Annotated in this window: 25 protein-coding genes and 1 other annotated feature; of the genes, 12 read left to right on the top strand and 13 right to left on the bottom strand. The window is 44.8% G+C overall.

The genetic code is table 11. The features are described from left to right. The 4 genes from tsaB to FE296_RS24040 all read left to right on the top strand — a co-directional run bounded on the left by tsaB (position 1) and on the right by FE296_RS24040 (position 5,431). Complete coding sequence (tsaB, locus tag FE296_RS24055) at positions 1-849, top strand: tRNA (adenosine(37)-N6)-threonylcarbamoyltransferase complex dimerization subunit type 1 TsaB (protein WP_124117375.1); 849 nt, start codon at positions 1-3, stop codon at positions 847-849. 238 nt (positions 850-1,087) lie between these two features. Further along, positions 1,088-1,609: a ribosomal protein S18-alanine N-acetyltransferase gene (gene rimI / locus FE296_RS24050; RefSeq protein WP_036668955.1), complete on the top strand. Its 522-nt coding sequence runs from the start codon at positions 1,088-1,090 to the stop codon at positions 1,607-1,609. After that, a complete protein-coding gene (gene tsaD / locus FE296_RS24045; RefSeq protein ID WP_150366594.1) occupies positions 1,606-2,661 on the top strand; it encodes a tRNA (adenosine(37)-N6)-threonylcarbamoyltransferase complex transferase subunit TsaD in 1,056 nt (351 codons plus the stop codon). The genes rimI and tsaD overlap by 4 nt, the downstream gene beginning before the upstream one ends. A 516-nt stretch (positions 2,662-3,177) precedes the next feature. Continuing rightward, positions 3,178-3,515, top strand: a binding site (T-box leader). Positions 3,516-3,871: 356 nt separating this feature from the next. Then, positions 3,872-5,431: a 2-isopropylmalate synthase gene (locus tag FE296_RS24040; RefSeq protein WP_150366593.1), complete on the top strand. Its 1,560-nt coding sequence runs from the start codon at positions 3,872-3,874 to the stop codon at positions 5,429-5,431. 578 nt (positions 5,432-6,009) lie between these two features. Here the strand turns inward: FE296_RS24040 and FE296_RS24035 are convergent. After that, on the bottom strand, positions 6,010-7,968 hold the full coding sequence (locus FE296_RS24035) for an ABC-F family ATP-binding cassette domain-containing protein (RefSeq protein WP_150366592.1): 1,959 nt from the start codon (positions 7,966-7,968) through the stop codon (positions 6,010-6,012). Between the two features lie 279 nt (positions 7,969-8,247). Here FE296_RS24035 and FE296_RS24030 point away from each other — a divergent pair, with 279 nt between their 5' ends. From FE296_RS24030 to FE296_RS23995, 8 genes are all read left to right on the top strand, one after another. After that, positions 8,248-8,886: a 5-formyltetrahydrofolate cyclo-ligase gene (locus FE296_RS24030; RefSeq protein WP_150366591.1), complete on the top strand. Its 639-nt coding sequence runs from the start codon at positions 8,248-8,250 to the stop codon at positions 8,884-8,886. A gap of 15 nt (positions 8,887-8,901) precedes the next feature. Beyond that, positions 8,902-9,405: a cyclic pyranopterin monophosphate synthase MoaC gene (moaC, locus tag FE296_RS24025; RefSeq protein ID WP_223869015.1), complete on the top strand. Its 504-nt coding sequence runs from the start codon at positions 8,902-8,904 to the stop codon at positions 9,403-9,405. Between the two features lie 38 nt (positions 9,406-9,443). Then, positions 9,444-9,929 carry a MogA/MoaB family molybdenum cofactor biosynthesis protein gene (locus FE296_RS24020; protein WP_017690080.1) on the top strand — a complete coding sequence of 162 codons (486 nt, stop codon included), beginning with the start codon at positions 9,444-9,446 and terminating at the stop codon, positions 9,927-9,929. Positions 9,930-10,138: 209 nt separating this feature from the next. Then, positions 10,139-10,387 carry a twin-arginine translocase TatA/TatE family subunit gene (gene tatA / locus FE296_RS24015; RefSeq protein WP_036611264.1) on the top strand — a complete coding sequence of 83 codons (249 nt, stop codon included), beginning with the start codon at positions 10,139-10,141 and terminating at the stop codon, positions 10,385-10,387. A gap of 78 nt (positions 10,388-10,465) precedes the next feature. After that, complete coding sequence (gene tatC / locus FE296_RS24010; protein WP_150366590.1) at positions 10,466-11,248, top strand: twin-arginine translocase subunit TatC; 783 nt, start codon at positions 10,466-10,468, stop codon at positions 11,246-11,248. Between the two features lie 473 nt (positions 11,249-11,721). Beyond that, positions 11,722-12,003, top strand: a complete 282-nt coding sequence (gene groES, locus FE296_RS24005; protein WP_017690077.1) for a co-chaperone GroES — start codon at positions 11,722-11,724, stop codon at positions 12,001-12,003. Between the two features lie 73 nt (positions 12,004-12,076). Then, complete coding sequence (groL, locus tag FE296_RS24000; protein ID WP_036611259.1) at positions 12,077-13,711, top strand: chaperonin GroEL; 1,635 nt, start codon at positions 12,077-12,079, stop codon at positions 13,709-13,711. Positions 13,712-14,162: 451 nt separating this feature from the next. Beyond that, positions 14,163-14,981 carry a DUF5677 domain-containing protein gene (locus FE296_RS23995; protein ID WP_190945503.1) on the top strand — a complete coding sequence of 273 codons (819 nt, stop codon included), beginning with the start codon at positions 14,163-14,165 and terminating at the stop codon, positions 14,979-14,981. 319 nt (positions 14,982-15,300) lie between these two features. Here the strand turns inward: FE296_RS23995 and FE296_RS23990 are convergent, their stop codons facing one another. The 12 genes from FE296_RS23990 to FE296_RS23940 all read right to left on the bottom strand — a co-directional run bounded on the left by FE296_RS23990 (position 15,301) and on the right by FE296_RS23940 (position 25,076). After that, complete coding sequence (locus FE296_RS23990) at positions 15,301-16,506, bottom strand: site-specific integrase (RefSeq protein WP_150366588.1); 1,206 nt, start codon at positions 16,504-16,506, stop codon at positions 15,301-15,303. A gap of 62 nt (positions 16,507-16,568) precedes the next feature. After that, positions 16,569-16,772, bottom strand: a complete 204-nt coding sequence (locus tag FE296_RS23985; RefSeq protein ID WP_068661353.1) for a helix-turn-helix transcriptional regulator — start codon at positions 16,770-16,772, stop codon at positions 16,569-16,571. A gap of 37 nt (positions 16,773-16,809) precedes the next feature. Further along, a complete protein-coding gene (locus FE296_RS23980) occupies positions 16,810-17,184 on the bottom strand; it encodes a DUF6075 family protein (RefSeq protein ID WP_150366587.1) in 375 nt (124 codons plus the stop codon). Positions 17,185-17,378: 194 nt separating this feature from the next. Then, positions 17,379-18,851, bottom strand: coding sequence for a DNA primase family protein (locus FE296_RS23975; RefSeq protein ID WP_190945501.1), 1,473 nt, complete (start codon positions 18,849-18,851; stop codon positions 17,379-17,381). Between the two features lie 253 nt (positions 18,852-19,104). Continuing rightward, the gene (locus FE296_RS23970; RefSeq protein ID WP_150366585.1) at positions 19,105-19,683 is read right to left on the bottom strand and encodes a hypothetical protein; all 579 of its coding nucleotides are present in this window, start codon (positions 19,681-19,683) and stop codon (positions 19,105-19,107) included. Between the two features lie 178 nt (positions 19,684-19,861). Continuing rightward, complete coding sequence (locus FE296_RS32975; protein WP_190945499.1) at positions 19,862-20,047, bottom strand: hypothetical protein; 186 nt, start codon at positions 20,045-20,047, stop codon at positions 19,862-19,864. Between the two features lie 252 nt (positions 20,048-20,299). Further along, on the bottom strand, positions 20,300-20,905 hold the full coding sequence (locus FE296_RS23965) for a hypothetical protein (RefSeq protein ID WP_150366584.1): 606 nt from the start codon (positions 20,903-20,905) through the stop codon (positions 20,300-20,302). Next, a complete protein-coding gene (locus FE296_RS23960; protein ID WP_190945497.1) occupies positions 20,884-21,333 on the bottom strand; it encodes a hypothetical protein in 450 nt (149 codons plus the stop codon). The genes FE296_RS23965 and FE296_RS23960 overlap by 22 nt, the downstream gene beginning before the upstream one ends. 197 nt (positions 21,334-21,530) lie before the next feature. Then, a complete protein-coding gene (locus FE296_RS23955) occupies positions 21,531-21,728 on the bottom strand; it encodes a helix-turn-helix domain-containing protein (RefSeq protein ID WP_150366582.1) in 198 nt (65 codons plus the stop codon). A gap of 434 nt (positions 21,729-22,162) precedes the next feature. Further along, positions 22,163-22,750: a hypothetical protein gene (locus FE296_RS23950; protein WP_150366581.1), complete on the bottom strand. Its 588-nt coding sequence runs from the start codon at positions 22,748-22,750 to the stop codon at positions 22,163-22,165. A gap of 619 nt (positions 22,751-23,369) precedes the next feature. Beyond that, positions 23,370-23,978 (bottom strand): hypothetical protein, encoded by a 609-nt coding sequence (locus FE296_RS23945; protein ID WP_150366580.1) that lies wholly within the window; start codon positions 23,976-23,978, stop codon positions 23,370-23,372. A gap of 117 nt (positions 23,979-24,095) precedes the next feature. Further along, complete coding sequence (locus FE296_RS23940; protein ID WP_150366579.1) at positions 24,096-25,076, bottom strand: YqaJ viral recombinase family nuclease; 981 nt, start codon at positions 25,074-25,076, stop codon at positions 24,096-24,098. Positions 25,077-25,093 lie beyond the last annotated feature (17 nt).

Below are 25,093 nucleotides of genomic sequence, written 5' to 3'. Positions count from 1 at the left end.
ATGGAAGATTTACAAAAAGAGCCGCGTCAGCGGTTTTTGGCGTTGGATACATCCACCGCAGTGATGGCAGCTGCGATGATGGAAGATCATGCGCTTCTGGAAGAACGCAATGAACGGGCTGAGCGTAACCATTCGGTACACGTTGTACCGGTGATGGAGCAGCTGCTGGCCGCCAGCAACACACAGCCTGGGCAACTTGACGGCATTGCCGTTGGCGTTGGCCCAGGCTCGTACACGGGCATCCGCATTGCGGTGACCGCGGCGAAGACACTGGCCTGGGCGTGGGACATCCCTGTAGCCGGGGTGTCCAGCCTTCAGGCCATCGCCTGGGGCGGCTGGCACAGCGGCCTTGCCGCCAAGGCAGAAGCTGCGGCAGAGGAAGCCGCAGCAGGGGTTGGCGGAACGCCATCCGTGGACCAGGGCAGCACAGGTGCTGCCCCTGTCCACTGGATCGTTCCGCTTGTGGATGCACGGCGCGGTCAAGCGTGCACCGCGCTGTTTGCCTCCGCCGGGAGCGATGCGCCCCGGCGTTTGGCGCCTGATGCCATCCGCAAGATGGACGGATGGCTGGAAGCTCTCGCCGCCCGCATGGCGGAGACGGCGCCGGAAGAGCGGCCCGCAGCCGTCTGGATCGTCGGCGAGACGGGCCCTCATGCTGCGGCAGCGGCGGAGCTTCGCTGCCCCGCAGGAACGGCGCTCCAGCTCGTACCTTATGAGCTGGAAGGCCGCTGGGTTGGGCGCCTTGGCGCCGCCGCGCTGCTTGCAGGTCAGCGTGAAGACGTGCATGCGCTGGTGCCAAACTACACCCAGTTGTCTGAAGCGGAAGCCAATCTGCTGCGCAAAGGCTAAAGTAGTTGTTCAAAAAGTCCGCTTTTGATTACGAAGGATACCTGGTGGCATCATCAGCATCGAATATGGAATTCAGCCGAAATAAGCGGGAGGCTTACGAAGTATGTTTCCTTTGGAAACATTGTGGTTGCTCACGTAGTTTTCCCTACGTTCCGCTACTCCATTTATAGCTTCATCTCATCTTCTCGGTACTGAAAACCGGTCTTTTTGAACACGCACTAAAGGGGAGGGGAAGCAGATGGACAATGTGGCGAATAATAAGCAGGAAGCAACGCTTCAGTTCAGGTTCATGACACTCGCGGATATTCCCGATGTGATGGAGATTGAACATGAGGCCTTTACCCTGCCCTGGACGGAAGAAGCATTTCAAAATGAATTGACACACAATCATTTTGCTAAATATATGGTGATGGAATTAGAAGGAAAAGCCATTGGCTATGCAGGTATGTGGACCATCATGGATGAAGCCCATATTACCAATATTGCAGTCAGAGGCGCGTATCGTGGACGCAAGCTTGGTGAAAAGTTACTGGATGAATTAATGAGCACAGCGGCTTATCTCGGGATGGAACGAATGACGCTGGAGGTCAGAGTCTCGAACAGCATTGCTCAGCGTTTATATCAGAAAAAAGGGTTTGAATCGGCGGGTCTTCGTAAAGGGTATTACTCCGATAATGGGGAAGATGCGATGATTATGTGGGCGAACTTGCCGTCTGCAGGCCGGAGCGGCGAAGAGGAAGGAAGCGTACTGGATTCATGAACGAACTCAATGAAAAAATAAATTCTGCACCATCTTACATTTTGGCGGTGGAGACAAGCTGTGATGAAACATCGGTAGCTGTTGTTAAGGATGGGAGAGAAGTGCTATCCAATCTGATCTCAAGTCAGATCGAGACGCATAAGGCATTCGGTGGAGTGGTACCTGAAGTGGCTTCACGCAAACACGTTGAAGTCATTACGTTGATGCTGGAACAAGCGATCGAACAGTCCGGCATTCGTTCACGTGATCTAAGTGCAATCGCCGTAACACAAGGGCCCGGGCTGGTCGGAGCACTGCTGGTGGGTATCGTTGCGGCCAAAACGATGGCGATGGCACTGGGCAAACCACTCATTGGCACACATCATATTGCGGGGCATATCTATGCCAACCGACTTACTCATGAACTGCAATATCCAGCGATGGCACTGGTCGTATCCGGTGGACATACAGAACTTGTGCATATGGAATCCGAGGGCAAGTTCAAACTGATTGGTCGTACACGTGATGATGCCGTAGGCGAAGCGTATGACAAAGTAGCACGTGCATTGGGATGTCCTTATCCGGGTGGCCCGCATGTGGACCGGATGGCATCTGAAGCGGAGGATGTAGTGCCATTACCACGGGTATGGCTGGAAGCGGGTTCGTACGATTTCAGTCTAAGTGGTCTGAAGTCTGCTGTACTGAACGTGCTCAATCAGGCCAAAATGCGAGGAGAACCCTTGGAGCCGTCTGCGGTTGCACGTGGTTTCCAGGAAGCTGTTGTTGAAGTATTAGTGGAGAAAGCCGTTAGAGCAGTTCGTGAGTATGGTTCACGACAATTGCTGTTGTGTGGTGGTGTTGCAGCAAACCGGGGATTGCGCTCGGCTTTACAGGAGCGATGCACGAAGGAAGGGCTTGAACTGTTAATCCCGCCAATGGATTATTGTACGGATAACGCGGCCATGATAGGAGCAGCTGCGTATCTGAAATGGCAGCGGGGAGAAATTGCTGAATTTGATGCGAAGGCAGATCCGGGACTTTCCTTGGAGGAATGGTCCGTTCAGTCCGTATAGGCAAGCGGTTTGAGATTAAGAGTTGACAGCAGGGATGTAAAGAATGTATATTTAGTTACAAATTTAAACAGGAATTCAGATTCCTGAACTGATAAACGCGATGAACAGGAATAGTAAGGTCATTCCCGGTCTTAGAGAGCTGCGGTACGGTGCAACGCAGTCGAAGGAAACCTGAAACTCACCTGGAAGCGGAACGATGGAACACGGTGACTCCTTGGGAGAATCCGAAGGCCGATCATGGCCCAAAGTACATGGTTACGGGTTGCCTCCGTGAATGGGCCGTTGTCGGTAGGACCGTTTTTACAAGGATCAACTGACGATAACTGAGGGGGCTTTCAGGCTGCTTCAAGTGATCCGGATATGCGAAAGCATTCAGAGGTTGTCTTGAATGAACAGGAAGGAAGTCAACAAGAGTGGTACCGCGAAGGTGAACAGCCTGTCGTCTCTTGCATTATTGCATGAGGTGGCAGGCTTTTTTGATTTTCAAAATAAAGATGAATGAAGTTAGGTCATATTATAAATGTGATGAACGGGAGCAGTAGAATGATAAAGCGCTCAGAGAGCTGCGGGGTGGTGCGACGCAGTGGCTGGAATCATTCGAATCTCGCCCGGGAACGGAGCTGTGGAAGCATGGGGACGATATCAATTGCCCCGTTGTCCTGATGGACAACGACATGTGTTACACAGCAACGGTTAACCTCCGTTATAGGGTGTTTCTCCGAATTCCAGTGATGTCGTACGTGCACACACATCCAACGGATTTCGGAGACGACGAGGTGGATGGAGTCGGCGTAAGTCTGGCCCATCAAGCAAGAGTGGTACCGCGGAGGGGAGAATAACCCGCCGTCTCTTATATGAGATGGCGGGTTATTTGTGTTTGCTGCCGGCAGCAGGGTGGGCGTGGGATAAACCATATGGAGATTGAAAAGTGAGAAAGACAGGGTGTAAGTCGACGTACAACCTGTCACAAGCAAGTAGGATATTTAACAAACGAGCAATGAATATGGAACATCAAGTAAATGAACATGAAACATCAAGTATAGGCACTAAACATGCAATAGGCTTTAATGATTAACAAGGACTAAGCTACAAACGACATACGCATTTACAAACAAAATATATAACAACAGTGACGGCGATTAGCGGGTGTTCTTGTGGCACGTGGATCGTAACGAAAATATTTATAAAAATTTGATGGAGGTTGATGGATATGACAACAACTAATAACAAACGCATGATTGAGATTTTTGATACAACGCTGCGCGATGGAGAACAGGCACCAGGAGCGAGTCTGCAACCCGAGCAAAAGATTGAACTGGCACACCAACTGGCTTCTTTGGGTATCGACGTCATTGAGCCTGGATTCCCGATCTCCAGTCCAGGTGAGTTCGCGGCGGTTCAGGCGATTTCGAGACAGTTGCAGAACGTGGAGATCTGTGGATTCGCGCGTGCGGTCAAAGGTGATATCGATGCAGCAGTTCAAGCAACAGCGGATGCAGCACGTCGCCGAATTCACTTGTTTATCTCTTCTTCGGATATTCATATTGAGCATCAACTACGCCGTCCGCGCAGTGAAGTGGTGGCTACTGCTCGTGAGATGGTATCTTATGCACGCCAGTTCACGGACATCGTAGAGTTCACAGCCATGGACGCTGCTCGTACCAAGATGGACGATTTGATTGAAATGGTTGAAGTCGCCATTGAAGCTGGAGCGAGCATTATCAATCTGCCGGATACGGTCGGTTATGCCCTGCCACATGAGTATGGCGAGATGTTCCGCCGGGTGCGTGAGGGTGCAAGAGGCGGTGATCAGGTTCGTTATAGTGCTCACTGTCACAATGATCTGGGCCTGGCCGTAGCCAATAGTTTGGCCGCGATCGCCAATGGGGCTACTCAGATTGAAGTGACCATCAATGGTATCGGAGAACGGACAGGGAACTGTGCACTGGAAGAGCTGATTATGGCGCTGGAGACTCGGGGAGACGCAATTGGTGCAAAGACGAACATTAAGCTGAATCAGCTGTATGAGACTTCACGTCAGATTAGCCGTGCGATGCACTTCCCGATTGCGTACAACAAGCCAGTGGTGGGACGTAATGCATTCCAGCATGAATCCGGCATCCATCAGGATGGTCTGCTGAAGAATCGGAACACCTATGAGATTATGGACCCGGAAGCGCTGGGTATTCCGCGCAGCATGATTATTTTGGGCAAACACTCCGGTCGTCACGCCCTGAAGGATCGGGTTCGTAAATACGGTTTTGAGCCGGATGAGCAACAGATGGAGCAATTGTATGAGGTGTTCAAAGAAACCGCAGACCAGCAAAAAGTGGTCAGTGACGACCAGTTATTGCAGATGGTTAGCCAGACCATGAATATTCCTGCACAGGACTATGAACTGGTTGAATTGCAGGTGACGGCAGGCAGCATGACGGATCGAATGGCCGCCGTTCGCATTCGCACAAGCGCTGGAGAACACTCTTACTCCGCTGTTGGCGGGGGACCCGTGGATGCGACCATTCGTGCGATTGGTCAGAGCATTTCCGATGATATTGCATTTGTAGATATGGAGATGCATGCTTTGAGTGGTGGAGAGGGTGCAAGTGCGGAAGCTGTAGTTACCGTGGAGCGTGCAGGACGTGAGTTCCGGGGAACAGCAACACATAATGATATCGTCATGGCTGCCGGTCTTGCTTATGTAGCGGCTTGTAATGCTGCTGGGCTGAAGGCTGAGTCTTCCGAACATCATGAACAAGAAGCGCATGCGTAAACCATCTTTGCCAGATCGCATCTACAGCGGCAATAGTAGCAATTGCGATTTGATGTAAATATGCAGGGCATATATAAATAAATGACGGGCAGGCCTTGAACGACAAGGTCTGCTTTTGTCTTATTATGGAGGAACATTGAGGAGCGGGAGAATGCATTTGTCAAGGTGTGACTATAGTTATCCACATATCCAGTGTAATTTGTGGGTAACTACCGCAAAGTCAAACCAGTATAGTTTTCGAAACGAAAAGGGTTTAGGGGATAGAATGACTCCTTACTATCCACAAAGTTGTGGATAAAGTGGATAACTTAGTGGATAAATATGGTTTTTGTGTGTAAAAGGCTATTCTACCGCTGTATAATTAAGCTTATTAATGTGCTTGCTATCTTGCTTTCTTGTGGATAAGTGTGAGGGAAAGGGGGATAAAAATATTTCTCTTCATTCGAGTAAATTTGACAAAAGCCAAAACAGTTCTCCCGACTTAAACAAAAAGCTGATCCCAATAAGGAATCAGCCGGTGGTATAGCTAAACTTGTATGGACGCGATCAAGCCATGGCCTGAGTCTGTACTATTCGTACTATTCCATAGCTAGTTCTTCCCAGTCCTCGTATGCCTTAGTGAGTTCTGCTTTGTGTTCCTCCGATTGTTGCTGGAGTTCTTGCAACTTCATATAATCCTGATAGATTTCAGGCAGAGCCATCTGTACCTCAAGTTCTGTAATCTTCGTTTCCAACTCCGCAATCTGTTGTTCCAGAGCTTCCTGCTTGCGTTGCCGGTTACGCTCTTCACGTTTCGCCTGTTTTTCTGCTTCGAATGAAGCCGCTCCGGATTTTTCGGTTGTGGCTGTGTTCAGATCGGATTTGGACGAGTTCTTGGTTGAAGTCTGACGTGCCTCAGCAGCTTCACGTGCGATGTCCTCAAGCTCCTGTTTCTTCTCCACATAATCATCATAATTACCGAGATAGTGTTCCGTGCCGCCTGGATGAAGTTCGACAATGCGTTCAGCCATTTTGTTGAGGAAGTACCGGTCATGGGAGATGAACAGCAGGGTGCCTTCATAATCCATTAATGCCGCTTCCAGCACTTCTTTGGCAAACAGGTCGAGATGGTTCGTAGGCTCATCCAGAATGAGCATGTTGGCTTCCTTCAGCATCAGCTTGGAGAGAGAGACACGTGCTTTCTCACCGCCGCTGAGGGAGGAGATCTTCTTGAGCACATCGTCACCGCTGAATAAAAAGTTCCCCAGTACGGTCCGAATGCGTGCTTCTTCCATCCCGGGATAGGCACTCCACAGTTCTTCCAGAACCGTGTTGGACGGATTGAGCCCAGTCTGTTCCTGATCATAATAGCCAATCTGCACTTTTGTTCCCCATTGGATCACCCCGGTTACGGGACGTAAACTTCCCGTAAGACACTTCAGCATGGTGGATTTACCAATACCGTTTGGACCAATCAGAGCAACGGTTTCCCCGCGCCGCAGATCGAAGGATACGTTGCGGAACAACGGAGAAGCCTCGTCATAAGCGACGGACAGCTGATCCACTCGAAGCACTTCCTTGCCTGACATAACGGCGGTTTCGAAGGAAAAATGGGCTTTTTTCAAATCTCCCATCGGTTTATCGAGGCGCTCCATTTTGTCGAGGGCTTTGCGCCGACTTTGCGCCCGTTTGGTCGTTGACGCACGTACGATATTTTTCTGAACAAAATCTTCCATCTTGGAGATTTCACCCTGTTGTTTCTCATATTGCTTCATCTGAGTTTCATACTCGGCAGCTTTGAGCTCCATATAACGGCTGTAATTGCCCGTATATTTTTTGGAGCGGTGACGTTCGATCTCAACGATGGTTGTTACGAGTCGATCAAGGAAGTACCGGTCATGGGATACCACGAGCAGTGCGCCTGAATAACCTCTCAGATAATCTTCCAACCAAGTAAGGGTGGCGATATCGAGATAGTTGGTAGGCTCGTCCAGCATGAGCAGATCGGGTGCCTGAAGCAAAATACGAGCAAGCGCAAGGCGTGTCTTCTGCCCGCCGCTCAGAGTAGCAATGGGGGTGTCTGGCGAAAATTCGCCGAATCCCATCCCGTGCAGTGCACTGCGAATGCGGGTTTCCATCTCATAACCGCCATGGTCCTTGAACCAGTCGGAGCGTTTCGCATAACGTTCCAGCAGATCAGCATACTTTTTCTCGTCTTCCATCTGGGCAGGGTCGGCAATATCGCGTTCCATCTGACGCAAATCAGCTTCAGCCTGTGTCAGGTGAGCGAAGACGTTCATCATTTCTTCCCAGATGCTGCGATCGGACTGCAGCCCGCTGTTCTGAGCGAGGTAACCAAGCGTTGTTTCTTTGGACTTGAAAATCTGTCCTCCGTCATAGGACATTTCACCGGCTATAATTTTGAGCAAAGTGGATTTCCCCGCACCGTTTACACCAACGAGGCCGATGCGCTCGCGTTCTAATATTTGTAAGTTCACGCCGTCCAGGATTGGATCGACACCAAAACGTTTGATAATTCCGGATACTTGCAGCAGCATAAAATTAAGTTCCTCCATAGGTCCAGTTCTTGATATGACAACTATATCCCAGTTTACATGAAATACAGAGCAATTGCACCGATTGGGAACGCATGGGGCATGTAGTCTTTTTGATCAATCAATGATAAACTGAAAGAAGGCATGTTATTACATGAGGATTTTGCAGAAAATGAATCATTTTAACCATTTCAACAAGATGACAACTGGTCATAACATATAAATTGTTTTTAATGAGAGCTTTTTTCTACCTTCCCTATCAACAGGAGGTTATTCAAGGATATGCAGGATCATGCGGAACTGAAAAGTCAGCTTCGATCCAGACTAAGACAGAGCCGTGATTTGATGGATGCGAGCATGCGTCAGCAGGCAATGACTAAGATTAACGCTGGAGTGAAGCGGGAGCTGGAGCGCCTTAGACAGGCCAAGAGTAAGGTCGTGAACAGACCACTCGTTATATTCAGTTATTTATCCTATGGAAGCGAAGCATCCACAGCTTTTCTGTTTCAAGAGGGCTGGGAACATGGAGATGTGATGCTTGCACCGAAAGTATTGGCGAATCCACCCCGAATGGAGCTAAGGCGAGTGACCGGAGAACAGGATCTGGAGCCAGGCATATGGGGGATACCCGAACCTAAGGATTCCTGTGAAGTCCTGACGCCTGATGATTGGCCGGATATCGATCTCGTATTGGTACCGGGGCTTGGTTATGATCTCCATGGAGGGCGTATTGGTTATGGTGGCGGTTATTATGATCGTTTTGCCGAGACGCTTGCAGCAACATGTGTGATGACGGGCAAGAAACCGTTGATGGCTGCGATGGTATTGCCGGGTCAGCTACAAGAGGAGATCCCAATGGACCTGCTCGATCTGCGGATTGATCTGTTGATAACAACCGAAGGTATATTACATATCGAATAAAGGGTTGTGATGTGATTGAGTTCAGAAGTGAACAACGGCCAGGCTTCGGGTGGAAAACTGACCCATTTTAATGAACAGGGGCGGGCCCGGATGGTTGATATTTCGGGTAAGGAAATTACCGTACGTACGGCTGTGGCCGTAACGAAAGTGACGATGAATCCAGATACACTGGAAGCGATTCGGGAGGGCCGAATCGGCAAAGGTGATGTTCTGGCTGTGGCTCAGATTGCCGGGATTCAAGGCGCGAAGAAAACGTCGGACTGGATTCCGATGTGCCATCCGCTGGCACTGACGGGTGTGGATATCCGTTTTCATGACAACGGAGTGGATGAATTACACATTGAAGTTACTGTCAAAACCGAAGGCAAAACGGGTGTTGAGATGGAGGCACTCACGGCTGCCTCAGCTGCAGCACTGACGGTCTATGACATGTGCAAGGCCATGCAAAAAGATATGATTATCGGTCCAACCATGCTGAATTCCAAGAGTGGTGGCAAAAACGGTGATTACAGCCGATAGGCAATATTTATTTTCATAGAGGAGAAGGGTGAATCTTTATGGTGTGGAGAACAGCAATCCTGACAGCCAGTGACAAAGGAGCCCGCGGGGAACGTGAGGATACGAGTGCACAAGTCATTCGGGAGCTGGTGGAAGAAGAGCTGGGTGGTCAAATCGTGGAGTACCGTATCGTTCCGGATGAACCCGATGAGATTATTGCGGCTTTGATTGAGATGACGGATTATTTTCACGCCGATCTGGTGCTGACTACCGGTGGCACGGAGCTGGCCATTCGTGATATTACTCCGGAAGCGACCCGGCGCGTAATTGAGCGGGAAGTTCCCGGGATGGCAGAGGCCATGCGGTACAGTGTAATGAGCAAAAACCGTTCTGCAATGCTGTTCCGTGGGGTATGTGGCATTCGTGGACGCACGCTGATTGTTAATCTGCCAGGTACACCAAAGGGTGTGCACGAACATCTGGCAGCCATTATGGATCAGCTTCCGGAAGCGCTGCTGATGGTTACGGGTCAGTTCAAGCAATAATCGAGCACGGACTCTGGGGCAAGATATCCGATTAGCCATGAACCGGTGTTAGATTGTTATAGTGACATCTCTTATTTGTGAATTTTGCGGGTTATGTAAGTGGTTACATCTATGGTATGATGGGCTTAAATTAAGAACGCAGCAGAGACATCTATGAACATCTGGCCGAGTATGCGCATCTTCGAAGCTTGAGACGAGGAGGATTATCAATGTTAAGTTCCATTGGACCAACGGGTTTTATTTTGCTGGCCGTGATTGCATTGTTGTTGTTTGGACCCAACAAACTTCCGGAACTGGGACGTGCAGTTGGGCGTACTTTCCGTGAATTCAAAGAGGGCGCTCGCGAGATTATCTCTGAGGATGACTCGTCCAATCGCAAAGAGCAGGAGAAAGCGAAACCGCTGGCGGCTGAGAGCACACCTGCAGACAAGCCTGCTGATAAACGCCTGCCGGAATAATCTTGACGGCAATGAAAGAGAAATCCCTTCCTGCCGGAAGGGTTTTGTATTTTAAGCTGGCAATAATGGGGGGCAGGCATGACGCAGCAAATGGAAGAAATGTCGATTACGGAACATCTGAGTGAGCTGCGGAAGCGGCTGATCTACGTATTAAGTATTTTTGTGCTGGGACTCATTGCAGGATTTTTTGTGGCGGACCCGGTATACCAATATCTGACGAAGTCAGAGTCGGCAAAGGGTTTTGTATTACATGCCTTCTCGTTCTGGGACGGGATTGGCATCTACATGAAGATTGCAGGGTTGTTCTCACTTATTATTACACTGCCATTTACGGTGTATCAGATCTGGAAGTTTGTTAGTCCGGGGCTGAAACCGCGCGAGCGAAAAGCAACGCTGAAGTATGTGCCCTATGTGTTTCTTTTATTTCTGACAGGTATGGCTTTCTCGTATTATGTTATTTTTCCGATGGCACTTGCCTTCACAACAGCGATAACGGAGAAGATGGGGCTTGTGGAGACCTACGGGATGAAACAGTATTTCAGCTTCTTGTTTGGAATCGTGCTGCCTGTGTCCCTGTTATTCGAACTTCCATTACTTATTATGTTTCTGACAGGACTGCGGATTCTGAATCCCATTCGCCTTCGCAAGATGCGCAGAGTTGCTTATTTTGTTCTGATCTTCATTGCAGTGGTTATTACACCTCCAGACTTTATATCCGATCTGCTGGTGATGATTCCCTTGCTCCTGTTATATGAGATCAGTGTGTTATTATCTGCAATCGTATATCGCAAGCAGCTTGCAGCCGATGAAGAGATCGAATCCCGCTATGTTCGTGCCGAGGATAAGAAACATGCGGGCTAGAACAATAAGTTGATATGAAAATGGAACAGAGGATATCTCATTCATTGTGGTGTAAGACTGGTATGTGTGTGGATGAGGATGATCTGTAATGTGCCCGGAAAAGACGGTCTGTTCTTATCCGGGCTATTGTTGTAGATTGTTCCCCTGTAAGCAAGGACAAGCAGGCATATTATGCTCAACAATGGATACAATGGGAAAGGGGCTGTCTGCTAAGCGTTGCAGAAGGGCTAAACAATTTCGTAGAATAAGATTAGTGAATTGCAACATAGAACCAGGCACAGCGGGTGTAATTTGGCTATGTTTGTGTAAATTCAACGTAAATTATCGCAGGAATTCGTCAAAAGGACTTGAAATCATGCTTCAAGTTGAGTATCATAAAGTTGGTTGTTAGCACTGAACACTGTCGAGTGCTAATACATATGGCTACAACCTACAATGTAACGTTATATAATTTCAAAAGGAGGCTATTTTTCATGATCAGACCTTTAGGTGAACGCGTATTGGTAGAACCACTGGAGCAAGAACAAACAACTTCTTTCGGGATCGTACTCCCGGACTCCGCCAAAGAAAAACCGCAAGAGGGTAGAATCATTGCAGTTGGTGCTGGAGTATTGAAAGACGGCGTACGTGTAGCTCTGGAAGTGAAAGAAGGAGATCGCGTTATTTTCTCCAAATATGCCGGTACAGAAATCAAATTCGAAGGTAAAGAATATTTGATTATGAAAGAAAGCGATATTCACGCGATTCTCGACTAATTCAAATTTAATCGGATAACCGAACCATATAGCACGACCATTTTCCAACAAAAACTAGGGAGGTTTTCTTAACATGGCTAAAGACATTAAATTCAGTGAAGACGCTCGTCGCTCCATGCTTCGTGGTGTGGATGCATTGGCTAATGCAGTAAAAGTAACACTCGGTCCTAAAGGCCGTAACGTGGTTCTGGAGAAAAAATTCGGAAGCCCGCTCATCACTAACGATGGTGTAACCATTGCTAAAGAAATCGAACTGGAAGATGCATTCGAGAACATGGGTGCACAACTGGTTAAAGAAGTAGCAACGAAAACCAACGATGTTGCCGGTGACGGTACTACTACAGCAACTGTATTGGCGCAAGCGCTGATCACAGAAGGTCTGAAAAACGTAACTGCAGGCGCTAGCCCAATCGGTATCCGTAAAGGGATCGACAAAGCGGTTAAAGCTGCGGTTGCAGAATTGCAATCCATCTCCAAACCAATCGATTCCAAACAATCCATCGCACAAGTTGCAGCAATCTCTGCAGCTGACGAAGAAGTAGGCGAATTGATCGCTGAAGCTATGGAAAAAGTAGGTAAAGATGGCGTAATCACAGTAGAAGAATCCAAAGGATTCGCTACAGAGCTTGAAGTGGTTGAAGGTATGCAATTCGACCGTGGATACATCTCTCCTTACATGATCACTGATACGGACAAAATGGAAGCTGTTTTGGACAATCCGTACATCTTGATCACAGACAAAAAAATCTCCAGCACGCAAGATATCTTGCCATTGCTTGAGAAAATCGTTCAACAAGGCAAACCGCTGGTATTGATCGCTGAAGATATCGAAGGCGAAGCACTGGCTATGCTGGTTGTGAACAAATTGCGTGGTACATTCAATGCTGTAGCTGTTAAAGCTCCAGGATTCGGTGACCGTCGTAAAGCAATGCTACAAGACATCGCTGCCCTCACTGGTGGCCAATTGATCACGGAAGAACTGGGTCTGGACCTGAAATCCGCTGTTGTGGAACAACTGGGTACAGCTCGTCAAATCCGTGTAACCAAAGAAAACACAATCATCGTTGACGGTGCTGGTAACAAATCCGATATCGATGCACGTGTTAGCCAAATACGTACACAACTGGAAGAAACAACTTCCGAGTTCGACAAAGAGAAACTGCAAGAGCGTCTGGCTAAATTGTCCGGCGGTGTAGCAGTAATCAAAGTTGGTGCGGCTACTGAAACAGAATTGAAAGAACGCAAACTTCGCATCGAAGATGCCCTGAACGCAACTCGCGCTGCGGTTGAAGAAGGTATCGTATCCGGTGGTGGTACAGCGCTCATGAACGTATATAGCGCGGTTGCGGCTGTAGCTCTGTCCGGTGACGAGCAAACAGGCGTAAACATCGTCCTGCGTGCTTTGGAAGCACCAATCCGCACAATCGCAGCTAACGCTGGCGAAGAAGGTTCCGTAATCGTGGAACGTCTGAAAAAAGAACAAACAGGCATCGGCTTCAACGCTGCAACTGGCGAGTGGGTTAACATGATCGAAGCTGGTATCGTTGACCCTGCGAAAGTAACTCGTTATGCATTGCAAAACGCGGCTTCCGTAGCGGCAATGTTCCTGACTACTGAAGCGGTTATCGCTGACAAACCAGAACCAGCAGGTGCTGGTGGCGGAATGCCTGACATGGGCGGTATGGGTGGAATGGGCGGCATGATGTAATATAGGCTGCAAAGCCTTGTGGGGCGTGGGTTTCTCTTCGGAGAAACCCACGCCCCACATTTTGCCCACAATGTGTAAAATAAAAGACACCTTAGAGTGATGGAAATTGCTCTAAGGTGTCTTTTATTTTTGATTGTAATCAGAAACTCATGAATATTCCGGTACAGAAAAGCCAAGGTGCTAATAGTTCCTCTTTTCAAAAAGAACAGGGGACAAGTGATTTTGATATATATCACTGAATTGGAATGCTCCGATTCCGGATCATGTGAATAGGTTTAATTATAATAGCAGTGGAATTTTAAGAAATTGTACAAGGTGCTAAATATAGACTACGGTTATTGAATATTCGACGGTGACGGTAAATTAGCAAAAAAATAAAAAGAAAACGACCTTTAATATTCCAATTATGATCTTCCGGAATAATTTCCATGCATATAAAGGAGAAATAATGATGACTAAAGAAGAGCAAAATGCTTTACTCTATTCACTAAGTCAGACCATTTTGTACGCAGACAAGCTGCTGGATGAAGTAGCGGAAAATGGCGGACATTCAGAAAAAGAGGTAATAATATTTGCATTGTTTAGGCAGTTAATCGAACAAGTGGACGGCATATTTATCGGTGCAGATCAAAACAACTTAGAAGTAATCAGAGCATCTGTGCGAAATGCATTCGAAACCAATCTGGCTATAGAATATATTTTTCAAGACCCAGCGCAACTAATAGACCGCGCTTTAAGCTATGAGGTAGGTTCAATTAATCAGGACATCGATTGGTTTCAAATGGCTATTGATGAAAAGACCTTAGATCCTGAAGTTACTGAAGCCACTCTTATTTCTAAACAAGCATTACTGCAAGCCCAATTAATAACGACAAGTTTGACTCACATAACAAATGAATGGAACAGAGTAAAAGCCACATTAAGACGCGGCTCACCGAAATGGTACTCTCTGTTTGGTGGCCCAACAACTATCTTTGCTTTAGCAAAATACTTAAACATGGAAGATGAATATAAGACAATTTATGCCGGGCTTTCCGCAACAGCGCACGGTACAACAGCACTAACAAATGCGGCTCTGGAAGATGCAACTGGTAGGGTATTACTGTCGCCTCTAAGAGACGCAGATAAAACAAAAGAAGAAACGCCAATCCGACTAGGTCGCGCATTTCTTCTTGGTATGATATCTAAGCTAATTCGAAATTATCATACTCAAAAAGAAGCTGAATTCGGAGTGTTTTTAGACGAACATATCAAACCTACAGCATCATAAAGACGGCACTATTAAGAAATAAACAGCGAAAGTCTAGAGCATCGACCTAGGCTATCGCTGTTATATATTTATCCTTATATAAACCTTGATATATTTCTAACATAATTAGAATATATTCTACAAACAGACGGCCCTAAGGAGAATTTTATTGGCAAAATGTTTGAATTGAACTGACTGTTAGCGCAACGAAGGCAGCCGATACCCCTGGTCGTCAGCCGTTATGTTATCATTGCGTTATAGATTCAGCCCATAACAAGGTTCAGTAATCGCTTATTGGCTAAGTGAGTATGGGATTTCACCTAATCAGTTATTACTCTAACTACAAACCCTCCATCAACTCACTGAACTTTTGTGCGGCTTCTTTCTTCATCGTTTTAGTGATATGGAGATACACACGTTTTGTAATTTCGTCATCTTGGTGCCCTAATCTTTCCATAATCTCATGAATGCCGACTCCAGCCTCAGCAAGCAACGATGTATGTGTGTGACGTAGCGAGTGAGGGGTTAATGCATCATTCAAGCCAGCAAGCCGTAGAAGCCTTCTCATTCGATTCTGGATTGTTTTAATGAACTCAGGAAAGCCCATATCCTTCTCTGTTTTGGCAAATACAAAATCTTGATCGTAATACACATCTCGATGGAGCATCTTAAGCTCGTTTTGACGAGCTTTTAGCTTTTCTAGCTCTTTAAATACCAGTGGGTCTAGTTCGATGGTTCGTTTCGATGTGCTTGTCTTAGGTGTCAGCAAATGATACTTCGTTGCCCGATTTGTAGGATTGTAGTAGGTCTTCGTTACGGAAAGAGTACGCTCCTTAAAATCGAAATCCTTCCACTTTAATGCACAGAGCTCACCGACTCGAAGTCCACTATAAGCAAGAGTCAGGAAGATTATATAGTCGTTCGTTAATCCCTTCTCCTTCGCAATTTGAAGAAGCTTAGTTAGCTCATGCTTTTCAAGATACTTCACCTTATTTTCCTCTGCTTCAATTTCCTCAACCGTTTTCTGGGGACGAGGAAGCTTTGCATATTGTGTTGGATCGTTTTTGATGATTTCTAACTCTATTGCCTTGGTAAACAACATTCGTCCTGTGGAATGAATACCAGCAATCGTATTTAACGCAAAGCCACGCTCGTATAAGTCTAGAAGGGCATTCTGATAAGTTTTACGAGTAATGCTCTTCACTTGATGATTTTGGAAGTAATCGAGCAATCGAGATGCTTCATGCTTTCGAACACGTACGGTACTAATTTTGACCGTGGTTTCATAGAGCTTCAACCATTCTTCAACTAAAGTGGGGAATAACATCTCCTTTTCCGCTATGTAAGTTCCCTCTGCAAGCTCCGTATGCATCGCCGCACATGCAGCTTGAGCCTCCTTCTTAGTTTTAAACCCGCCCATTTGTCGTTGGATTCGTTTGCCCGTGAGTGGATCTCGACCGATATCAAGGGTGAATGACCAGGTTGCATCACAAGTACAGCGTTTACCGCCACATTTACAACCACGTTTTCTAAAGTAGCCGTTCATTAATGATCATCCTTTCTAAAAAGTGTAGAGATGGAAAAGCCATCTCTACGTAGAAGATTTCGTTATGCTGATATCACATTAGGATTGGTCCGCTTGGAATCCAGCCATTTGAAGAAGTCGTCTCGGTAGACGATTTTTCTACAATTGATGATGAGTAACGGGAAATCCGGCTCCCTAGCAATTTCGTAAGCTGTTGAGCGGGATACACCTAAAATTTCTTTCACGTCTTTGATTTGCAGGATAAGAGGGTAGTCAGATTTATTCATGGATTATGGACCTTCCTTGTTGTCGTAGATTGATCGCTTAAAGAGCGAATGAATAAAGCTCGGAGTCCCAAATATAGAGTCCACTTGCTAGATCAAATTCTTTCCCGTTCCACAGATTAAGTGCAAGGTTAACAAGTGCAGTGGTTTGACCGGTTAGTGGAGCTGTTGAGCCTGTGGAACGATGCTCTTGGAGCGAAATGTTATCCAAGCAATCAAAGTACCAGTCGAATGGCCCGGTTTCTTGCTGTTCAAGCTCGAAACACTTGAAAATATCTGGATATGTGGCCAGGTAATAAGTCGAGGTGTATTCCTTCGTACGGTTAGCAAATTTTTGTACACATTTTTGAAAATTATGCTTATGAGCTTCATTTGAAAAATAAACCTGGCTGCAGTTTCTCGGGTTCTCTTTCATGCTAAAACCTCTTTCCAATGTATTCAGATGAATAATATATATCTGAGATTACGGGAATAACGTGTGGCATGGACTTAATAAAGATTGTAGCGGCATGTAGCAAAGTAGTAGAGAAGAGCAAGCTACGTTAAAAACGGCTTAATACGCCTAGCTACTTGGGCATTTTAATGCTGTAGCCAATGTAGCATTGAAACCTACTGTATTTCAGTAAGCTCTGATTTAAGCTCGGTATTTGTTAATAGTCGAATTCCCCGAAAACCCTCCAGAGGGGTAGACCCGTTGATCCTCATTTTTCCGGTCTTCACATTAAGTTTTGTGACTTCTATAAAAAACTCTTGCCTGCTTAGTGATTTGTAGCCATTATCCCGACAGTATTGCTTGTAAGTTTGGAAAAGAACTTTACGATGAACTTTGTACTCATTATCCTCTGGAACCATGCAGCATCGATCTCGTACAAATTCAGTGACATTATTTAATTCAGAGATGTACCGGAGTTTAAAGGCACGTGCATCGCTACTCTCGGTAAAAACAAGGTTGTTTTCCAATAGTTCTTCTAATCCTTCTAGCGCCCATTCGACAATGTACGACTTCTCGGCAGTTAATTTGTCGAGCAACATTTTATCCCTCCGTTCTTCTGTGATCGTGTTATTGAATATTAAAAAATGCAGCCGATCAGTGAAGGCAGTTGTGCCGTCCAATTTGTTCAGAAGAGGCATATGGTTCCCGCAAGCAACCAGTTTTGTCTTCCCGTAGAATTGAAAAGGATCTTTTCCCTTTTTCTCTGCAGTTATTAGGTCTCCACCCGTTATTGTTTTGATGATGTCGCTTCCTTTAATCGCGCTGTTGTCATCCATTTCAGCACTGATATTTAATTTGGACTTAAACAACTCGGCGGTCATAAACCGCGTCTCACTCAGTTGTTTTAGTGACATGGCTGTTGTATGCTTTGAGCCAATCAGTGAACGCCACAAAGCCAACCACACACTTTTTCCGGTATGTGGTAATCCTAACAGGATGAAGAACTTCTTAGCCCGCCATTCGTTGCTGATAATGTATCCGGTCAATTGTTGCAAGGACTTCATTTTCAGGCGATCCCCAGCTGTGCAATCTTCCAGAAAACGTCTAAAACAATTTCCTTGTTCTGCGTGTTCTCGTTTTGAGTGATAAACCCGAATATTCGAATACGATTCCCCGTATTCTGCATCGACGTAACTTGTGAATAAGTAGTCCGGACTGTGTGGATAGCATCTCTGCTCGTTTATATCGAAAACGACATTCCGAAAATTGATCAAGTGAGTTTGACTATCAAAATCGGTGAAAGAAACTTGAAGCTCCGGACTACTAACAATGCGGTGGACAACTTCTGCGATCTTGTGTTTCCCGAGTTTCATGTCCATCTCCGGGGTTATACACTTTCGGATAGCTACGTAGAGACTTGCTTCCGTTTGTTCTTCGAAACAACCATACTCAACGTCATAGAGAAACACCGTTGTACCACAGCATCGAACTACCCGTTTTTCAAGCAAAGCCATCTTCGCTTGGACATCGATCGGTATCTTTAATTCCTGGTTTTCGTTATCATTCTTCTTCTCATGGCTTTCTTGTTTGGATGAAACCTTATCCGTCTTGTTGACAGGTTCTTCAATCTGGATATTATGTATATCCATGTATTCCTGTTGCACTCCTCCACGCCTTAATGTGGAGGGAATACTTGTGTCATCGATAGTCATATCGTGCGATTGAACGAATGACCTACTAACGCTTCGATCAGTTGACAGCGAGAAGTCGTTATCCATTTCCAACTCCATGTTTTGCGATCTCAGAAAATCGGTATTCAGTCTTTCCGATCTAATTTGATCCAGCTTCTCATAGAGAGAATCATCTACGTCCGCAAAGTCTTTTTGACGGTATGGCGTCCGATTATTCCGCTTCATTCCTATCACCTTCTAACTGAATTAAATAACGGGAAAGGCCAGGGAAGTGCTGATTCAGCATACTGTGAGCAATGATTCTAATATTGTCGCTCGCTATCCTTGATGCGGTGAAAATATGACTAGACTTCCTATATGGCAAATTACCATCATATACCGAAAACTGGATGAAGTCTGGACAATGCAGTAGCGCAATCATGATCTCGTTACTGTATTCGAGTTCTTCGTCATCATTTGAAAGTTCATAATATTGGTCACTACAATTGATGTGAAATGTACAATCGTTCTGCCCTTTAACATCTATCCATACCCTCGTTAGACTTGTAGATGGATCAGTAGTAGGGAAAGAAAAATGTTGATCTCCGTATCGACCAATACAGAGCTTTTTATCGTTTCGAATAATACCTATAATGAGGTTGTATGGTTCAAGTTCTGTGTGGTCAATAAGAGCGCAAGACTCCTTCCCATTACACGCCAAGACCTGGATGTCTTTCTTCTTTTTTGTCAGTTGGGTAAGAAGTCTCTGTTCCTTCTGAGTCGAATTTTCGAATAATGTTTTTGCGATCATGTACATTCTCTTTGTAAATGAATTGTTACTAACACACCGGGTTGGCCTAGGATACCAATGGAGTGATGGATAACTTGAATTCAGAATAACAAGGCAGATTTGTGGTAAATAATACCACCTAACTTGTAAAATTTACTATCCTATAGACATTAAAAAAGAGCAACGTCTCCGTTGCTCTTCATCTTAAGTTCCATCCAAGCTTATTCAATTCCCTAAGTAGTTTGTCCTGCGACAACTTCACTTCTTCTGCATTATTCAGTTTCTTGAAATAGGAATCGAGATCATCGATAATTTTTTCTAAGGTAATCTTCGAGTCAGAACTATTCGAGTTCATTCCAACAATGTCTTCGAAGTCATCAGACATTACTCCAGCCAAATATTCTATGGCTCCATCTATGTCGTCCATTATCTTAATGCTATTGTTTTTATACCACTTCAAGGGCTCGGTCGCTAATAGTAAATTAAAACTTTGACCTATCCTCTTGTTTTGATTTATCCGGTCCTTAACATCTCTTGCTTTGAAATACAGTTGAATAAAATCAATTTGAATGCTCTCAATATGTTCACATTGCCCTATGTGATCAAGCTTTTTTCTGAACGGTGTTAGGCTCGGCTTTTATGGATTTTTAACTAATCGATACAAGAAATCTTTTTTGTACAACTTCGCCAGTTTTCCTCTGAGGATAGGAGATAGTGTATGGTCCTCTGATTCTGAAGCCCCAGTAAATGCACGAGGTACAAGCGATGAAAGCTCTTTTTTTATAAATTTAGTGAGGAACGGAACTAATATAAAGTTAAGTAAAAAGAAGTAGTTGTAGCTATCCCGTTTTTCCAATTCGACCAGCAGATCAACTCCACTATAATAAGCCGCGTCAAGGTAACTACGAATGTTTAGATCGTTTATTAATATAAAAGACGCAAGAATCTTCAGTTTGTCCGGAGAATATTTATATTGATTTGAATTGTTATTAGCGGCAGCCATGAATATGGACGCTTCCAATAAGAACAGCATATTTGTGTCTTTTTCAAATAACAACAACTCTTCATAGGACGGGTGATTCGTTGATTGCTGTTCAAGAGTCTCTATAAACCATTTAGTTTTTTGAATAGCATTCTGGAAGAATGTTTTTGAATCATCTTTGTTTTGCCGTTTATTGATGATAAAATGTGGTTGTCTTGTTAGCGTCATATCACCTTCAGTTAGCTTTTTATGCAGAACCATCCTGTAAAGTGATCCTGATATTTTGGAGAATAACTGTGCCATAAGTTATCTGTTTCATCATATGAGAATTCAATATCCCCAGAGCTTTCTATGTCTTTTTCTTTCAGACTATAATCGACTGGAATTCCAGGGAATATTTGATTCGTTAACAATATCTCGGCATTTCGCAGCTCATTTCTAGTTTCTTTCGAGCCCATATCCCTAGAAATACTAATATCAAACAGGTCACATAGAAACTCGAGCGAAAAATACTCAATGAAATCCTCCGGTTTATTGAAATATTCTGCAGCAATGCCCTCAAAGAAGTTATCCTCATCATCGTCGTCATATTCATCTGACCAAAGATAACCAAACTTATGTAGCAGTACCTTTTCTTCGAGCGATATAGTGATTACATCCTCGTAGATTAAATGCAGTACATAGTTCATTATGTGCCCGCGCAATTTGTCGCAGTTTAATTGAAGGCGTTTGCAAATTAGTTCGAACACTGGGCCCAAAGATATTGAATTGCAAACGTCCTCGTAGTTGGAGATTTTCCTTCTATGATCGAACTCAAAACCAAAGTAATCAAAAACTTTATTTTTTATCCCCGTTGAGTGGCGCTTTCCCATAAATTATCCTCACCTTATTTCCTGCTACGTTGTTTTGATTTTCTAATAATATAATCTGTCACAGCAGACCGCTGAATCCGATGTGAATTACCTACCCTGAATGATTCGATCTCATTTAAATTAATTAAATTATATGCTGTATTCATACCAATTTTCAACAACTCAGCTAGTTCTTGAACAGTAAGTATCTCTCCATAGTAATCATCATACATAAAAATGTCCTCCCTATACTATAGTTACTATTCTGTTCATTAAATCATTTTCATCGACATTAAAGAGCATTATTCTTTGTTGTTTTACACTCCTGGTGAAAAGTTCTTCGTCTATATCACTGCGGAATAAGTATCAAAAATGAAACATTAATAGTCTTCAATGCAAAAAAAAGAGGAGCAATTATAGCTCCTTCCTTAATCTATTATTCAAGGGATCTATCTCGTTGCTTTGTACCCCGAAACATTCTGAAGATACCATAGACCAGGTAAAACGGCGTAACGGCCCAACCAATAAAGGTGGAGAGAATGATCTTGTACACGATATAGTTTGAAATGGTTGTAAATACCGTGATATTTCTTTGCAGCTTGCTGATAAAGACCCAGCCGAACGGGATGCTTATTATTACATACAGTGCAATCAGTAGAATTTCCCCCTATGATATAGTCGTATTTTCCTTGCCCTCATTGCTCAATGCATGTTTGACTACTGCAGTTTCTATGATCTGCTTGATGATAGGAACTGCTGTAAATGCATAAGAATACTCTGTTACTCCTGGATTATGCCGTTTCTTGATAAGGTTCTTTTTGGTTAACTTTGAAACGATAGAGTAGCTTTGCTTTTTGTGATCGATGAAAATGGTGTGTCTTGTGGTGTTCTTGAATACGAATCGTACTCCCCAGGTCCCTTTTTCGAGTTTGAAATCGGGATGAAGCTCAGTTGTTAATAATTGCTTGTAGAGATGATCATCTGTTAAAGGATGGGAAAAGGAGTAGCTTTTCAGGTTTAGCTTGATGAGCTTGATGCCTGAGATTGCTTGTAGGGTTATGTAGGCTGCAGCCCAACCAATTACTATACCAAAAGCAATTGCTATGGGACCTCCAAATGCAAGTGCTATGCCTCCTAATGGGATGAAGAGGATATACAACTTTTTGAGTGCCTTCATTGGAGTTTCGATTGAGATAGCTCCGTCAGTTGTATCCTTATTTTTTGTAACAGTTGGCTGATTGGATTGGATTTGCATAAGCGGCTCCTTTGAATAAATTTTTCTGGGTCTCGCATGGGGAATGCTAGCCTTTCGTGTTATTGCTCTCATCCTTTAAAATTCCAAGCATATAGCGTTTAATGTCTTCTGGAGTAAGAATAGCTAGATATTGTTGAGATTGGGGAGGGCTGTCGCTTTTTGTAGACGGACTTGATAATGTAAATAAATCGGTAATATTAATCTTCAGGGCCGATGCTATTTTCTCCAATGTTCGGATGGTAGGGTTTTTCTCACCCCACCTCAACGATAGTGCAAACTTAGGGCGTGCTCAATATGATATAACAGCCAAATAAGTGGATATAACCATGGATTGATACCACCAGTATCAATCCATGGTTTGAGATGTTTATTGCAATGTGCATGAATGTAAATAACAGGGGGATAGGCACCTTATTGAAAGGAAATTTTTATTTTCTATGAACCTGCGTCACTATGTTCCGCACTTAACGGAAGACCGCTAACTAGCTTAGCGTCAACGTGTATACAGCTATAATATATAATCCAATCGTAGAGCACTGCGTATGTCGGTATGTCGTTTCTTAATATCTGAAATGAAACAACGGTCAGCTAATTTGACTGACCGTTGTAATAATAACTATTATGCGGCTGCTGTTACTTGCTTTTGGCGCAGTCGCTTTTGTAGTAAGTTCATGATTTGTTGATCACTGACCTGCTCTGAGCGCTTTTTAGCATACCATTCATCAAATCCATCGAGGCTTCCTGCAAGCTCATGCAAGGTTGCTTTAATTTGATTAGTAAGTGCTGATTGTCTGCTCTTCAGTTTATCTGTAAGTTCTTTTTTATTGCTCGTGCGACGATTTGGTGATTGAGGCTGAGAAGAGGAAGGAGTCTCCGTTACCCAGCCTTTATCGTGATAATAGTGCTTATAATGCTCGGGCACGATAATCATTTGTTGTTGCTTGTCCAATGTGATCAAGCCTTTATATAGATCACTACCAACACCAATTCGGCTTGCGCATTTCTTCATGCCATCCGTAATCGCACTCTTCGTCGTATCGCCTTCGTGCATGCCTGATTTAATTTGTTCACTCGCTGCGTCAATAAAAGTAATCCATTCCTTTAGCTCACTATTAAAAAAGCTGAATTGGACATAGATCTTCACACGTGGGTTTTTACTGCCTGGATCTTGAATGATTTTTTCAGTATCATATAAGCCTTCATATTTCCAGTAGCCTACTCCAAGCACTAGATTCAGACGTTCAGTAATGGATTGACCGGAGATATAGCAGCGGTCACCAAGCTGTCATAGTGGTATTCCGAATAGGGGAAGGGGGCATTTAATCGTTGGAATAGGCTTATTACTTCAGTGGGCAATCGTAACAGCCTCCTTCTTGATACTAAACTGGCGGAAATGAGTTTTCTTTAGACATGCTTCATGAATGTCAGGATGAAGCTCCTTAAGCTGTTTGCTGTCTATTCCGGTTCGACTTCGGTTTTCCCACTTCACTTTGTAAGCTCCAGCGATGCCAATTTCGTGACTGCCCATTAGCGCTTTGAATTGATTTTCGATTTCAGCTATCGTCTCCTCCAAGATCTTAAGCTCACGCTTATGATCGAAATATGTCTCGATATGCATGAACTCTTCTAATGGAATGATGGTACTGCTTTTAGCTTCAGGGTAGAGTCGATTAAGAAGTGTGCTACACGCCTCTGAACCATCGACAGGAGGACAGTTTCCAGCAAGTACATAATGATGCCAGAAGTCACTGGCAAGACGTAGAAGCTGAGCAATGAGTTCGTCGTCACGCATGACTTCATACTCCCGATATTTATTACCGCCAATGAGAGTGCCAAAATATCCCCAGTCTAATCCAGTCACAAACATATACCACTGTAATTGGACGTAGTAGTAATCGGGAATATTTCCATCGTTCCATTCCTTAAGCAGATATTCGCTTGCTGTTTTAATCTCAAGGATGCCGCGACCACGCTTAGGACAGATGATCATTCGATCGATATTACCCAGTGCCCAACGGTGCTCAGGGTGGCAGTATATAACCTTCTTCTCTGTTATCGCCCATTCGGGATGCTCACTGGCGAACTTATCCGCAATGAGGGGTTCAAGTCTAGTTCCCCATTCTGCCGCCTCGCCCATTTGTTCATTCGGGGCTTCTCCCAATTTCTCTAGGTAGATATGCATGGGTGATCTCCATTTAGAGATGCCGCAAATCGCCGCAAGATCAGAACCACCAATACCATTCCGACGATGGACGAGCCACTGTTCATAGGATAGATTGTCAGTTTCAACAAGAATGTCTGCAAGGAATTTTAGTGCTGTTGCCATTGTTCTTATACACCTCC

Origin of the sequence: Paenibacillus sp. UASWS1643 (assembly GCF_008693195.1) — a bacterium.
In the GTDB taxonomy this organism is placed as follows: Bacteria; Bacillota; Bacilli; order Paenibacillales; family Paenibacillaceae; genus Paenibacillus; species Paenibacillus amylolyticus_B.
This window is presented reverse-complemented; position numbering and strand designations above follow the sequence as displayed.